Source organism: Lysobacter sp. 1R34A (assembly GCF_051217035.1).
Classification (GTDB): Bacteria; Pseudomonadota; Gammaproteobacteria; order Xanthomonadales; family Xanthomonadaceae; genus Lysobacter.
This window is the reverse complement of sequence record NZ_JBPKJP010000105.1, coordinates 1-13,657: the sequence shown is the minus strand read 5'-3', so window position 1 is coordinate 13,657 and position 13,657 is coordinate 1. Positions and strand designations below refer to the sequence as shown.

The window sequence follows — 13,657 nt, the reverse complement described above, 5'->3', positions numbered from 1 at the left end:
TCGGCGGCGACCCCGGCCGCGGCGCTGCCGGCGACGACTTCGGGCAATGCCGGCCCCGCGGCGATGCCGCGCCTGGTCGCCGACGCCAGCCCGCGGTATCCGCTGCCGGCCTTGAACCGCAAGATCGAAGGCAGCGTCGAGGTCAGCTTCACGATCCTGCCCGACGGCCGCGTCGGCGCGCCCAGGCTGGTGTCGTCGGAACCGGCCGGGGTGTTCGACGCCGCCGCGCTGGCGGCGGTGGCGCGCCTGCGTTTCGAGGCCAGCGGCCAGTCGCATGCGGCCCGCCGCACCCTGAATTTCCGCCTGCCTTCGCGCTGAGGCCGGATGCGGCGGGCTGGTCGGCCGCGCCGGCCGCTCGCGCGGCGGCCGCGTCGGGCGATTGCGACGGGCGATTGCGACGGCGGACACGCCCGCCGGGGCGGGAGCTTGGCGGCCCGCGCGCTGTGCCGCCACAATGCGGCGATGGAAACCTCCGCACCCCCCGCCTTACTGGAAACCGTCGAACGCGAGACCGGCCCGGCGCCGAGCTGGAGCGTGCTGTGGCTGCACGGCCTCGGCGCCGACGGCCACGACTTCGCCCCGATCGTGCCCGAACTGCTGCGCCGCGACTGGCCGGCGTTGCGCTTCGTGTTCCCGCACGCGCCGGTGCGCGCGGTGACGATCAACAACGGCGCGCGCATGCGCGCCTGGTACGACATCCGCGACATCGGCGACCTGGCGCTGCGCGCCGACGAAGCCGGGGTCGACGAATCGGTGCGCCAGGTCGATGCGCTGATCGAGCGCGAGATCGAACGCGGCGTGCCGGCCTCGCGGATCCTGCTGGCCGGGTTCTCTCAGGGCGGCGCGGTCACCCTGGCCACCGCGCTGCGGCGCACGCAGCCGCTCGGTGGGCTGGTCGCCCTGTCGAGCTATCTGCCGATGCCCGATCGCCTGATCGCCGAAGCGACCGCGGTCGCGCCGAGCCAGCCGGCCTTCATGGCCCACGGCCGACACGACCCGATGGTGCCCTACGCCGGCGGCGAACGCGCCGCTGAACGCCTGCGCAGCCTCGGCTTTCAGGTCGACTGGCATGCCTATCCGATGGCGCACCAGGTCTGCGCCGAAGAGATCGACGCGCTCGGCGACTGGATGTCGCAACGGTTCGCCGGCGCGGCATGAGCCGGCCCTGACCATGGCCGAGTCCGCCGGCGAACACGAACCGTGGCTGCCGGACCTGTGCCGCCTGCCGCGGCTGGTGGTCATGCTGAGCATGGCCGAGCTGATCGTGATCGTGCTGGCGCTGGCGCCCGACGGCACCCGCTGGGATCTCGGCCGCTTCGTGTCCTCCAGCGCCTTCGCACTGTGGCTGGCGCTGGCGATCTCGGTGCTGCTGTGCGTGTCGCGGCGCCACCTGTCGCGGCTGCCGCCCGGCGTCGGCGGCTTCATTGCCACCGCCACGGCGGCGGCGATCGCCGCGGCGGTCGCGGCGGTCACCCACATCATCGACAGCGTCACCGGCATCGGCCTGGTGCCGCCAGGCATTTCGTTCCAGCGTTTCGTCGGCGGCACCGCCGCGGTGGCGATCCTCGCCGTCGGCGTGGTCCTGCGCTACCTCTACGTCAACGACAGCTGGAAGGCCCAGGTCCGCGCCAATGCCCGCGCCGAGGTCGACGCGCTGCAGGCGCGGATCAAGCCGCACTTCCTCTTCAACAGCATGAACACCATCGCCGGCCTGGTGCGCAGCGACCCGGTGGTCGCCGAACGTGCGGTGCTGGACCTGTCGGACCTGTTCCGGGCCGCGCTGGGCGCGTCCAAGTCCGACTCCAGCCTGGCCGAGGAGGTCGAGCTGGCCGAGCGCTATCTGGCGATCGAGCAGCTGCGCCTGGGCGAGCGCTTGCGGGTGGTCTGGCGCAAACGCGAGCCATTGCCGTGGCGGATGCCCCTGCCGCGGCTGGTCCTGCAACCCCTCGTCGAGAACGCCGTGCTGCACGGGATCTCCCGGCTGGCCGGCGGCGGCGAGATCGAAATCGAGCTGACCGAGCTCGCCGACGAGCTTCTATTGCGCATCCGCAACCCGGCCCCGCCCCCGGCCGACGGCCGCAGCGGGGCCCGCCACGCCCACAGCAGCATCGGCCAGCGCCTGCGGTATGCCTACGGGCCGACGGTGCGGATGACCGCGGGCTGGAACGAAGGCTACTATCTGTGCGAACTGCACGTGCCGACCGGGGTGGAGGCGCATAGCCGATGAAAGCGACGAGGGCGGCCATGAGAGTGGTGATCGCGGATGACGAACCGTTGGCGCGCGAGCGTCTGCGCAGCCTGTTGGCCGAGCGCGACGACGTCGAGGTCGTCGCCGAAGCGGCCGACGGCCAGCACGCCTTGCACGCCTGCGCCGAGCACCGGCCGGATCTGGTCCTGCTCGACATCGCCATGCCCGGCATCGACGGCCTCGAAGCCGCGCGCCACCTGGCCGCGTTCGAGCCGCGCCCGGCGGTGGTGTTCTGCACCGCCTACGACGCCCATGCTCTGTCGGCGTTCGAGGCCGAGGCGATCGACTACCTGGTCAAGCCGGTACGGGCCGAGCGCCTCGACGCCGCCCTCGAGCGGGTGCGCACCTTCGCCGCCGGCCGCGAGCGCCATATCGGCGGCGGCACCGAGACCGCGCCCGGGCAGAGCCGCAGCCACCTGTGCGCGCGTTTGCGCGGCAGCCTGCGCCTGATCCCGATCGAGGACGTGCACTACCTGCACGCCGAAGAGAAATACGTGATCGTCCATCACGCCCGCGGCGAGGACCTGATCGAGGAGTCGCTGAAGTCGCTGGAAGACGAATTCGGCGAACGCTTCGTGCGCATCCATCGAAACTGCCTGGTCGCGCGCCACGAGATCGTCGAGCTCAAGCGAGATTCCGAAGGTCATGTGCAGGCCGTGCTGCGCCACGGCAAGCAACCGCTGGAAGTCAGCCGCCGCTGCGTGGCGGCGTTGCGCGAGACGCTTAAGCATTTGTGATGCTTTTTCGGGACTCGGGACTCGGGACTGTGATTCGTGATTCGGTAGTGCTGCGCTCTTGGGGTAGAGCGACGCAAGCCGCGACCGCGTTGCTTCGGTCTCGCGGCGTCGGCCGAATCACTCGGTAGGAGCGGCGTAAGCCGCGACCAAGGAACGCGCCGAAACCGCACCAGGTAATGACGGCCGCCCTACGGTCACTCGCCGACGCTACGTCCCGCGTCCCCGATCATGGCTAATCCGCGACCGAACGGGCTCCCCGGCGGCCCATCCGGGCGGTTTTTTGATGCCGACCCCCGCCAGCGGCGATAATGCCGGCATGAAGACCCTGCGCATCGCCACCCGTAAGAGCCCGCTTGCCCTGTGGCAGAGCGAGCACGTCGCCGACCGCCTGCGCGCGGCGCATCCGGGGCTGGAGGTGAGCCTGGTGCCGATGAGCACCCGTGGCGACGAGGTGCTCGACCGCTCGCTGGCCGCGATCGGCGGCAAGGGCCTGTTCCTCAAAGAGCTGGAGCTGGCGATGCTGCGCGGCGAAGCCGACTGCGCCGTGCACTCGCTCAAGGACGTGCCGATGGAGCTGGAGCCGGGCTTCGCCCTGCCGGCGATCCTGGAGCGCGCCGACTATGCCGACGCCTTCGTCAGCAACCAGCACGACGGCATCGACAGCCTGCCGCTCGGCGCCCGCGTGGGCACCTCGTCGCTGCGCCGGCAGGCGCAATTGCGCGCGCTGCGCCCTGATCTGCAATTGCTCGACCTGCGCGGCAACGTCAATACCCGACTGGCCCGGCTCGATGCCGGCGACTACGACGCCATCGTCCTGGCCTGCGCCGGTCTGCAGCGTCTCGGCTTCGACGCGCGCATCCGCGCCCGCCTCGAATCGCCGTACTGGCTGCCGGCGCCGGCGCAGGGCGCGATCGCGATCGAATGCCGCGAAGACGACGTCGCCGCGCGCACCTTCTGCGCCGCGCTCGATCACGCCGACACCCGCACTTGCGTCGAAGCCGAGCGGGCGATGAACCGCGCCCTGCACGGCAGCTGCCATGTGCCGGTCGCGGCTTACGCGCGCCTGGACGGCGAACACCTGCGCCTCGACGGCCAGGTCGGTTCGGCCCACGACGGCCGCGCCGTGCGCGCCCACGGCGAAGGCCGCGGCGACGCCCCCGACTGCCTCGGCATCGAAGTCGCGCAACGCCTGTTGGAACAGGGTGCCGGCGAATTCATTGCCGATTCGCTGGTGGATATCGACGCGGATTGATTCGGGTTTGCTCGCCTCGAATGCGACCGCTGTTGCCTTAAGGGTAGGAGCGGCGCGAGCCGCGACATCGCTGCGACGGTCTTGCGGCGCTTCTCTCGTCCAATAGATCAAGATCAAAATCAAGATCAAACCCAAAGCTTCCGCCACTAAAGCGGCGGGTTACTTTCTTTTGTCTAAAGCAACAAAAGAAAGGTAACCAAAGAAAAATGCTTTTCTTTGAATCAAGGGCCTGCACGTTCGATGCCGATGCAGGGATTTTTCATACGGGACATCCCTGTCCCGATGAAAAACGGCGCGCATCCCTGCGCGCCGCCCTTTGGGTCTTCTATAACCTTCGCGAGTGCGAGGCGGCGCACAGCAATAGCCAAAGCCAGCAATAGGAAATCGGAGGGCGGCAGTGCGATCCCTGTAGGAGCGGCGTGAGCCGCGATAAGGGACGCGCAGAGATAACGAGGCCGGCTTCGTTCATCGTGGCGGCGTGCCCTCGCCGGGTAGGAGCGGCGCAAGCCGCGACCGCGATTCTGCGGCCGTCGGCGCGGGCGATCGGGGTTGCGTGGTCGCGGCTTGCGCCGCTCCTACCCCAAAGCAGACGCGAACCGTTTGCCGTTGCCGTTGCCATTGAAGCTTGGCGCAGCACCGAACTCGCGATCCACTGGGTGCGGATCAAAACCGCCGAATCAACTCGATCGAACTCTCGGCACTCTCGCTACCGCCGCCGCCATCGGAATCATGGCGAATCGCAAAGTCGGTTTCGAGTTTCCAGTAGGGCCACAGATCCACATCCAGACGCACCGACTGCTTGACGAAGGTGTCGCCATGGCCGCTTTCGAACTGCACGCGCTGGCTCCAGCGCGCGCGCTCGCCGATGCGCTGGCCGATGCTGACTTCGCCGCGGAAGACCGTGCCGGGACGGTTGATGCCGTCGTCGTGGAGCGGGGCGAGGCGGTAGCCGGCGCCGAAGCTCAGGCCGACCTGGGTCGGGCCGTCGCGCAGGGCCTGCACGCCGTAACGGGTGCCGATGCGGTAGTCGTTGGAGTACATCGCGCGGCTGGTGCGCGAGGTCGCCGGGGCGCTGACGCCGCCGATGTGGCGCTGCGAACCGGGCAGCACCACGGTGCGCAACGGCGGCAGGTCGAGCGGGTCGATCTCCGGAGGCTTCTCGCGCGCGGAGGTGGCCAATCGCCATTCCTCGTCGCCGCAGCGGGTCGAAAAACAATACAGGCGCATCTGCGCCGGATCGCTCGCGATGGCGATCAGCGTCGGGTCGCCGCCGAAGGCGGGGGTCGGCAATGTCACCAGGGGCGCGCCGAGGAGGGCGAGCCCGATCGCACCGAGCATCGTCTGGGCTTATGGGCCGGAACAGGCCGGGAATGATGCCATGAAACCGGTTACAGACACGAGACTTTGAGCACGCCGGGATAGCCTGGATTCACCCGCCGGCGAACCCCGCGAGCGCGGTGAAAGCCCCGCTGGGCGCGGCTTTGCGACCCGTCGCGGCGTTTCGGCGCGCGTGGCCGCGCCGCAGTAATCGCGCCTCAGTAATACAGCGTCACCAGATGGCGGGCCTCGGCGAAGAACAGCCATCGCTCGACCAGGGTGCCGGTCAGCAGCGACAAGGCCGCGAGCGGCATCGCGATCGCCGCGGCCGCCGACAGCGTTAGCGCGATCAGGCTCAGGACCACCGGCACGGCCGCGAACAGCAGCAGCGCGATCCGGCGCAGCTTGCGCCCGTGCTTGCGTGCCAGCACGTAGCCCATCTCGCGGGTGAGATAATTGTCTTCGGTATGCGGGCGCTCGAACACGTCGAGTTCGCGCTGCGGCAGGCCGACCGCATCGCCGCGGGTGACGGTGAGCGGGGTGCGGTCGATGTCGCGCCAGTAGCCCAGCTTGATCGCGGCGGTGACCAGCGCCAGCGGAATCAACGCGAAAGTCGCCGCACGCGCGATAGCGCCCGCGCCCGGCAGGGCCGCCAGCAAGGCGGCGCCGGCGAGCGCGGCGAAGGCGAGGTAGGCCGGCACCACCAGTCGATGGCGCCAGGCCGGGATGGGCTTCAGCGAGGCGTAGATCATCGCGGTGCAGATCACGGTGAGCGCCGCGCCGACGACCAGCGCGCCGGCCGCGATCGCCGGCCAGACGCTGCCGGTTTCGCCTGGCGCGCCCGAGAGCCAGGCCCAGGCCAGCAACGCCGATGCCGGTACGTAGGTGGCCACCGCCATCACGCCTTCGCGCGACAGCCACGAACTGCGCCATTGCGAGAACGCGCGCCAGGCGCGCATCGGCTTGCCCAGGTGCAGGGTCGAGCTGAGCAGGCCGATGCTGACCAGGATCAGCGCCAGCGCCAAGGCCATGGCCAGGCTGCGCGGCGGCAGCGCATCGCCGCCGCCGAACTGGACCAGCACGAGCGCGCCGAGCCAGGCCATCAGGCCATAGCCGGCGCCGGACAAGGCGGTGAAGAAAATGACCGAAAACGCGGGATGCATCAGCTACGGCTCCGGTACGGCAGAGCGGGGTTCATCGCGACAACATCCGGTCCAGCCAGCGCAGCACCGGCGGCAGCTGTGCGGTGTCCAGGGTTTCCGCCGGCGGCGCGGCCTCGGCCGGCGCGGCGCGGCGCGGACGCGGCGGCAGGTACTTGTTGGTCGGCTGATAGCCCAGTTGCGCCATCAGGTCGACGCCGCCGCGTTCGGCGACCAGTCTGGAAACCTTGGACTCGGGATCGCCGAGGTCGCCGAAATGCCGCGCCCGGGTCGGGCAGGCCTGCACGCAGGCCGGCTGGCGTTCGGACTCGTCGAGGTTCTCGTTGTAGATGCGGTCGATGCACAGGGTGCATTTCTTCATCACCCCTTCGACCGGGCTGTATTCGCGCGCGCCGTAGGGGCAGGCCCAGGAGCACAGTTTGCAGCCGATGCACTTGTCTTCGTCGACGAGCACGATGCCGTCTTCGGCGCGCTTGTAGCTGGCGCCGGTCGGGCACACGGTCACGCAGGCCGGCTGTTCGCAATGCAGGCACGAACGCGGGAAGTGCAGGGTCATCGCCGGTTGCGGCGCGGCGGTTTCGCCGCAGCCGCGCACCGGGTCGTCCAGCGGCATCGCCTCGGCGCGCGCGATGGCCGGTGCGGGCTCGTCCGCGGCGACTTCGTAACTGTGTACGCGGTTGAACCAGATGCCGGACGGGTCCTTGCCGTAAGGCCGCTCGTCGGTCAGCGGCGCGGCGAAACCGCCGGCATTCCATTCCTTGCAGCTCACCGCGCAGGCATGGCAGCCGACGCAGGTGTCCAGGTCGATGACCAGGCCGAGCTTTTTCTTCGACGGCGGCGGTAGATCGGTCATCGTTTTTTCTTTCCGGTAGCGAGCAACCACAGGCCCAGCGCGAACACGGTCAGGCCGACCGCCACGCTCGGCATCAGCGCGATCAACACCGGCGTGGCCGAGGTCGCGTGCGCGGCGGCGTCGCGGGTCGGGTCGAGGATGCCGAGCCCGAGCAGGATCACCAGGCCGAAGCCGAGCGCGATGCACAGCCAGCCGGCGAACAGGCGCGCGCTCCTCATCGGTCGCGCTCCCTGCCGGTTGCGGCGAGCTCGGCGCGGTCGCGACCCATCGCTGTTTCAATCCGGCTCATGCTCGCCTCCTGCGCGGCGTGCGCGGTCCGCTCGGAACTCGGCGCCATAGCGCAGCGGGCCGGGCCCGGCTTCGGCGAACGCGAGCGGCGCGAACTGCGGTTCGGACACGCCGCGTTCGGCTTGCGCGGCCTCGGCCTTTCGGATCGACACGCGCAAGTCGAACCAGGCCGCCTGCCCGGTGACCGGGTCGGCATTGGCGTAGTCCCCCTTCGGGGTGATGTCGGAGATCAGGTGGTTCATCAGGAAGCCCTGGCGGCCTTCCGGCGCGTCCTTGGCCAGGCGCCAGGCGCCGCGGCGCTTGCCGATCGCGTTCCAGGTCCAGACCGTATCGGCCTGGACGTTGGCGGCGAAACGCGCCTGCACGGTGATGCGGCCATGGTGCGATTCCATGGTGATCCAGTCGGCGTCGGCGATGCCGTGGCGCGCGCCCGTATCGGGATGCAGGTAGAGATAGTTGCGCGCGCTGATCTGACGCAGCCAGGCGTTCTGCGAGCCCCAGGCGTGGTACATGAACATCGGCCGCTGGGTCACCGCGCTGAGCGGGAATTTCGTCTCGACCCGATCGACCTGGGCGCCCTCGAAGGGCTCGTACCAGATCGGCAGCGGATCGAAGTAAGTCGCCACGCGTTCGCGATGCGCCGACGGCGGTTGCTGCGCGCCATGGCCTTGCGCGGCGAGGCGGAACTTCTGGATCGTCTCCGAATACAACTGCAGCACGATCGGGTCGGCATGACCGATGAAGCCCATCTTCTGCGCCCAGTCCAGATAACCGCGATTGGCCATCTTGTAATAGCGCGCCGCCTCCGGCACATGGCTGCGCCAGAAGCCGCCGTGGTCGATGTAGCGCTGCAACTGCTGCGGGTTCGGCTGGCCCTTGGCTTCGAGTTCGCCGTGTTCGCCGCGCCAGCCGGCGAGCAGGCCGATCCCCGGCGCGCGTTCGTGGCGGACGATGTAGTCGGCATAGTCGCGGTAACGCGGGCTGCCGTCGTCGTGGACCATGCCGGGCAGGCCGAGGCGCGCGCCGAGTTCCAGCAGGACCGACTGGAAGCCGCGCACGTCGCGTGGCTTGTCGTCGCCCCCCAGGTGCTGAGTCGCCGAGTCGACGATCGGATGGCGGATCGCGTCGCAGGCGGAGTCGGCATCGGAGATCGGCCGGTCGAGCAGGCTGATCGCGTCGAAGCGTTCGAGATAGGTCGTGTCGGGCAGGACCAGGTCGGCGAAGGCGGTCATCTCCGAGGCGTAGGCATCGGCATAGATGATGCGCGGGATGCGGTACTCGCCGTCTTCGCCGCGGTCGGTGAGCCAGCCGATGGTCTCGCCGGTGTTCATCGCCGAGTTCCAGCTCATGTTGGCCATGAACATCATGAGCGTGTCGATCTTGTACGGGTCGCCGGCCCAGGCGTTGCGGATCACGGTATGCATCATGCCGTGCGCCGACAGCGGATAGGCCCAGGAGAAGGCGTGGTCGATCCGGCGCGGTTGGCCGTGCGCATCGACGACCAGGTCCTCGGGGCCGTGGACGAAGCCGAGCGGGGCCGCGTCGAGCACGCCGTTGGGCTGGCGGGTCTTGCCCGGCCGGTTCGGCGGCGGGATCGGTTTCGGAAACGGCGGCTGATAGCGGAACGAGCCCGGCGTGTCGACCGCGCCGAGCAGCAACTGCAACAGGTGCAGCGCGCGGCAGGTGTGGAAGCCGTTGCTGTGCGCGCTGATGCCGCGCATGGCGTGCATGCTGACCGGGCGGCCGGTCATCTCGGCGTGCTGGCGGCCGTAGGCGTCGGTCCAGGCGATCGGCAGGGCGATGGCTTGCTCGAACGCGGCCTCGGCGAGCTCGCGGGCGATGCGGCGGATGGTGTCGGCGGGAACGCCGCAGCGTTCGCTGACCGCGTCGGGCGCGTACTGCGGGTCGAGATAGCGTTCGGCGACCAGGTGGAACACCGGCACCGCGCGGCGGCCGTCGGCCAGGGTGTATTCGCCGACCACGGCCGGCGCGATGTCGATCGCGTCGGCGGGGAGGGCGCGGGCTTGGCTCGCGCCGCCAGGCAGCTCTCGCGCCCAACACAGCGCACGCCCTTCGCCGTCGCGCGCGAACAGGCCGTCGTCGGCGCCGCCGGGATTGCGGATCACCAGCCAGTGCGCGTTGGTATAGCGCACGAGATAGTCCAGGTCGATGCGGTCGGCCTTGAGCAGTTCGTGGATCAGGGCGAACGCGAACAGGCCGTCGGTGCCGGGCCGGATGCCGATCCACTCGTCGGCGATCGCGCCATAGCCGCTGCGCACCGGATTGACCGCGACGATCTTCGCGCCGCTGGCCTTGAGTTTGCCGAGGCCGAGCTTGATCGGGTTGGAGTCGTGGTCTTCGGCCACGCCCCACAGCATCAGATAGCGCGAATGCTCCCAGTCGGGCTCGCCGAACTCCCAGAACGAACCACCCAGGGTGTAGAGGCCGCCGGCGGCCATGTTCACCGAACAGAAGCCGCCGTGCGCGGCGTAGTTGACCGTGCCGAACTGCTGCGCCCACCACCCGGTCAGCGCCTGCGACTGGTCGCGGCCGGTGAAGAAGGCCAGCTCGTCGGGGTTGCGTTCGCGGATCGGCGCGAGCCAGCCGGCGGCGATGCGCAGCGCCTCGTCCCACTCGATCTCGCGGAACTCGCCCTTGCCGCGTTCGCCCACGCGCAGCAGCGGCTTGTCGAGCCGCGCCGGCGAGTAATGCTGCATGATGCCGGCCGAACCCTTGGCGCACAGCACGCCCTGGTTGACCGGATGATCGGGGTTGCCCTGGATGTAACGGATCCGGCCGTCGCTGAGCCAGACCTTGATGCCGCACCGGCAGGCGCACATGTAACAGGTCGTGGTCTTGACCTCGTCGCCGGGCGAGGGCGACAAGTCGATGGCTGGCTCTTCGGGAGCGCGCTTTCGCATGCCGGCATTGTGCCTACCTGGGCGTGTCGCCGCGAGCTTGCGCGAAATCCGCGCTTGTGCGTCCGGGCGCCATCGCACTGCAACATTGTGCAGGTCTTGTGATCGGACTTGCGGCCGTGGCGGCCGGCGGGCTCGCGCAGTCGCAGTCGTTGCGACCGCATGGGTGTCTAATGTCACTACTGCGCCGGCGCTGCGATCCAGATACTGGTCCCGACTACGGACCTCGCTACCGGAGTCGTCGCAAGCTCATCGGTCGTTCATCGGTCGCGGGGAGTCATGCCGGTGCTGCCGGCCCGCCCGTTCGAAAGTTGCCGATCTGCCGTAGTTGTCCTCCCGGGCCCTCGTCCGCGCAAGCGCGCAGGTCCCGTGTCGGCGCGGAGGCGGGCTGCGACCCGGCCGGCCCGTTCCGGCGCCGCTCCGGCCGGCCGGGCGCTACGATCGGTCGGTAACCGCGGCGCCGGGGGCGGCGTTGCGGATATTGCGGGCTCGATCACGTACGATCCCCAAGTTCGATGGTGGCGGCCGGACAGCGGCCGGTGCCATGCTAGTTGCGACCCCACCGAATCCACTAGACATCGCCGACATGGAACGTATCGAACGCATCCACGCACTGCACCGGATTCTCACCGCAGCCCGGTATCCGGTCACGGTCCAGCGCCTCCAAGAGGATCTGGAGTGTTCGCGCGCGACTGTCTACCGCGACCTGGCCTACCTGCGCGACTACCTGATGGCGCCGGTGGTCGGTAACGGCGAGGCCGGCTTCCGCTACGACACCAGCGAAGGCGACCGCTTCGAACTGCCCGGCCTGTGGCTGAGCTCGGAAGAGCTGCACTCGCTGCTGGCCGCGCAGCAGTTGCTGATGCGCAGCGGCGGCGGGGTGCTGTCGAATGCGCTCGCGCCCTTGCAGCAGCGCATCGAGAAGCTGCTCGACGAACATGCCGGCGGCCGCCGCCTGCCGGTCGAGCGCGTGCGGGTGATTCCGCACCGCACCCGGCGCCTCGACGAGATCGCGTTCCGCGCCGTCGCCACCGCGGTGCTCGATCGCAAGCAGCTGACGTTCGAATACCGGGCGCGCTCGACCGATCAGCGCACCCGCCGCAGCGTGTCGCCGCAGCGCCTGACTCACTACCGCGAAAACTGGTACCTCGATGCCTGGGACCACGAGCGCGATGCGTTGCGCAGCTTCTCGGTCGACCGCATCAGCGCGGCCAAGGTCGGCGAAGACGCCGCGCGCGACGTCGCCGACGACGAACTCGACCAGCACCTGGCGTCGAGCTACGGCATCTTCTCCGGCGCGCCGAAGGGCTGGGCGACCATCGTCTTCAGCGCCAAGGCCGCGCGCTGGGTCGCCGACGAGCACTGGCATTCGCAGCAGCAGGGCCGGTTCCTGCCCGACGGGCGTTACGAGCTGAAGGTGCCGTACAGCGCCGGACGCGAGTTGCTGATGGACGTGATGCACTACGGCAGCGATGCCGAGATCGTCGAGCCGGTGGTGCTGCGCGAGCAGGCCAAGTCGATGCTGGAACTGGCGCTGAGCAACTACGGACGCTGATGCCCGGCGCCGACGCCCCGCATATTTCCCGCGACGAACCGGTCGCCCTGGTGCTCGGCGCGGGCGGTGCCCGCGGGCTGGCGCAGATCGGGGTGATCGAGGCGCTGCAGGCGCGCTCGATGCGCATCGTCGCGGTCGCCGGCTCGTCCAGCGGCGCCCTGGTCGGCGGCCTGTTCGCCGCCGGCAAGCTCGAGGTCTACCGCGACTGGCTGTACGGCATGAGCCGTACCGCGATGCTGCGCCTGCTCGACCCCGGCCTGGGGCAACCGGGCCTGTTCCGCGGCGAGCGCCTGATGCACGCGCTGCGCGAACTGACCGGCGAGCCGCGCATCGAAGACCTGGAGATCGAGTTCACCGCGGTCGCGGTCGACCTGATCCGCCAGCGCGAAGTCTGGCTGCGCGAGGGCGACCTGTGGGACGCGGTGCGCGCATCGATCGCGATCCCCGGGGTGTTCCCTCCTTATGAATTGCACGGCCGCGAACTGGTCGACGGCGGCCTGTTGGCGCCGTTGCCGATCGCGGCCACGCGTTTGTCCGATGCGCACCGCCTGATCGCGGTCGACATGCACGGCTGGCCGGAGCGGCCGCCCGGCGCGCTCGCGCTGCAGAACGGCGCCAAGGCGCCGGGCAGCGAGGTCGGCGAGTCGAAACCCTCGATGCTGATGCGCTGGTTCCGGCGCGGCGCCGACGAGGGCCAGAGCGGGGAACAGCCGCCGCACGAATTGGGTTTCAGCGAACTGATGGCGCGTTCGCTCGACATGATGCAGGCGCAGATCGCGCGCGTGCAGCTGGCCCTGGACCCGCCGGAGCTGGTCATCCGGATTCCGCGCGACGCCTGCCAGTTCTACGAATTCTGGCGGGCCAAGGAACTGATCGCGCTGGGCCGCGAAGAGGCCGAGAAGGCGCTCGACAAGGCCGGTTACTGAGTCTCGGCCGGGGCGAGCCGCCAGACCCGGCACAGCGCAAAGCCGACGCGCGGCACGGACGGCGCGCCGATGAGCGGCAACGAAGATCGCAGCCTCTGAGACGGCGCGGCGGGAAGGTGGCCTCACCGACACTTACGCCCGTTTTCGGAGTCTGGACATGACCGTCAGCACGCCTTCCGACCGTTCCGCCGATGCCGTCCGCGCGGACCTCGACACCGCCCTGCGCTACGCCCTCGCCATCGGCTGCCTGTTGGTGCTGATGCTGCCCGCCGCGCGCGGCAGCCATGGCGCGATCGGCTGGCTGCCGCTGTGGCTGGTCGCGATGCCGGCCGTGGCCTGGTGGGCGCTGCACCGCTTCCGCCTGCCGTCCTGGCGCCGGGCCGGAGACGCCGAAGCCGTCCTG

The 13,657-nt window shown here is 69.7% G+C and carries 12 protein-coding genes and 1 pseudogene; 8 read left to right on the top strand and 5 right to left on the bottom strand.

Annotation, left to right across the window (positions count from 1 at the left end; genetic code table 11):
- From ACSAMQ_RS17535 to hemC, 5 genes are all read left to right on the top strand, one after another.
- Positions 1–318, top strand: a 318-nt coding sequence (locus ACSAMQ_RS17535) for a TonB family protein (protein ID WP_435396892.1), incomplete at its 5' end; no start/stop codon positions are given.
- A 144-nt stretch (positions 319–462) separates the two neighbouring features.
- Positions 463–1,158: an alpha/beta hydrolase gene (locus tag ACSAMQ_RS17530; RefSeq protein WP_435396891.1), complete on the top strand. Its 696-nt coding sequence runs from the start codon at positions 463–465 to the stop codon at positions 1,156–1,158.
- 13 nt (positions 1,159–1,171) lie between these two features.
- A complete protein-coding gene (locus ACSAMQ_RS17525) occupies positions 1,172–2,227 on the top strand; it encodes a sensor histidine kinase (RefSeq protein WP_435396890.1) in 1,056 nt (351 codons plus the stop codon).
- Between the two features lie 17 nt (positions 2,228–2,244).
- Positions 2,245–2,985, top strand: coding sequence for a LytR/AlgR family response regulator transcription factor (locus tag ACSAMQ_RS17520; RefSeq protein WP_435396889.1), 741 nt, complete (start codon positions 2,245–2,247; stop codon positions 2,983–2,985).
- A 316-nt stretch (positions 2,986–3,301) separates the two neighbouring features.
- The gene (hemC, locus tag ACSAMQ_RS17515; protein WP_435396893.1) at positions 3,302–4,237 is read left to right on the top strand and encodes a hydroxymethylbilane synthase; all 936 of its coding nucleotides are present in this window, start codon (positions 3,302–3,304) and stop codon (positions 4,235–4,237) included.
- A gap of 663 nt (positions 4,238–4,900) precedes the next feature.
- Here the strand turns inward: hemC and ACSAMQ_RS17510 are convergent.
- The 5 genes from ACSAMQ_RS17510 to ACSAMQ_RS17490 all read right to left on the bottom strand — a co-directional run bounded on the left by ACSAMQ_RS17510 (position 4,901) and on the right by ACSAMQ_RS17490 (position 10,776).
- Positions 4,901–5,575, bottom strand: a complete 675-nt coding sequence (locus ACSAMQ_RS17510) for a DUF481 domain-containing protein (RefSeq protein WP_435396888.1) — start codon at positions 5,573–5,575, stop codon at positions 4,901–4,903.
- Between the two features lie 197 nt (positions 5,576–5,772).
- A complete protein-coding gene (locus ACSAMQ_RS17505) occupies positions 5,773–6,717 on the bottom strand; it encodes a dimethyl sulfoxide reductase anchor subunit family protein (protein ID WP_435396887.1) in 945 nt (314 codons plus the stop codon).
- A gap of 31 nt (positions 6,718–6,748) precedes the next feature.
- Positions 6,749–7,567, bottom strand: coding sequence for a 4Fe-4S dicluster domain-containing protein (locus ACSAMQ_RS17500; protein ID WP_435396886.1), 819 nt, complete (start codon positions 7,565–7,567; stop codon positions 6,749–6,751).
- Positions 7,564–7,785: a hypothetical protein gene (locus tag ACSAMQ_RS17495; RefSeq protein ID WP_435396885.1), complete on the bottom strand. Its 222-nt coding sequence runs from the start codon at positions 7,783–7,785 to the stop codon at positions 7,564–7,566. The genes ACSAMQ_RS17500 and ACSAMQ_RS17495 overlap by 4 nt, the downstream gene beginning before the upstream one ends.
- A 57-nt stretch (positions 7,786–7,842) precedes the next feature.
- Entirely contained in the window at positions 7,843–10,776 is a 2,934-nt protein-coding gene (locus ACSAMQ_RS17490; RefSeq protein ID WP_435396884.1) for a molybdopterin oxidoreductase family protein, read from the bottom strand.
- Between the two features lie 583 nt (positions 10,777–11,359).
- On the opposite strand from ACSAMQ_RS17490, the gene ACSAMQ_RS17485 reads away from it, so the two are divergent.
- The 3 genes and pseudogenes from ACSAMQ_RS17485 to ACSAMQ_RS17475 form a co-directional block, all read left to right on the top strand.
- On the top strand, positions 11,360–12,328 hold the full coding sequence (locus ACSAMQ_RS17485) for a helix-turn-helix transcriptional regulator (RefSeq protein ID WP_435396883.1): 969 nt from the start codon (positions 11,360–11,362) through the stop codon (positions 12,326–12,328).
- Entirely contained in the window at positions 12,328–13,254 is a 927-nt protein-coding gene (locus ACSAMQ_RS17480) for a patatin-like phospholipase family protein (RefSeq protein ID WP_435396882.1), read from the top strand. Before ACSAMQ_RS17485 ends, ACSAMQ_RS17480 begins: the two co-directional genes overlap by 1 nt.
- A 157-nt stretch (positions 13,255–13,411) precedes the next feature.
- Positions 13,412–13,657, top strand: a pseudogene (locus tag ACSAMQ_RS17475) (hypothetical protein); the annotation flags it as partial.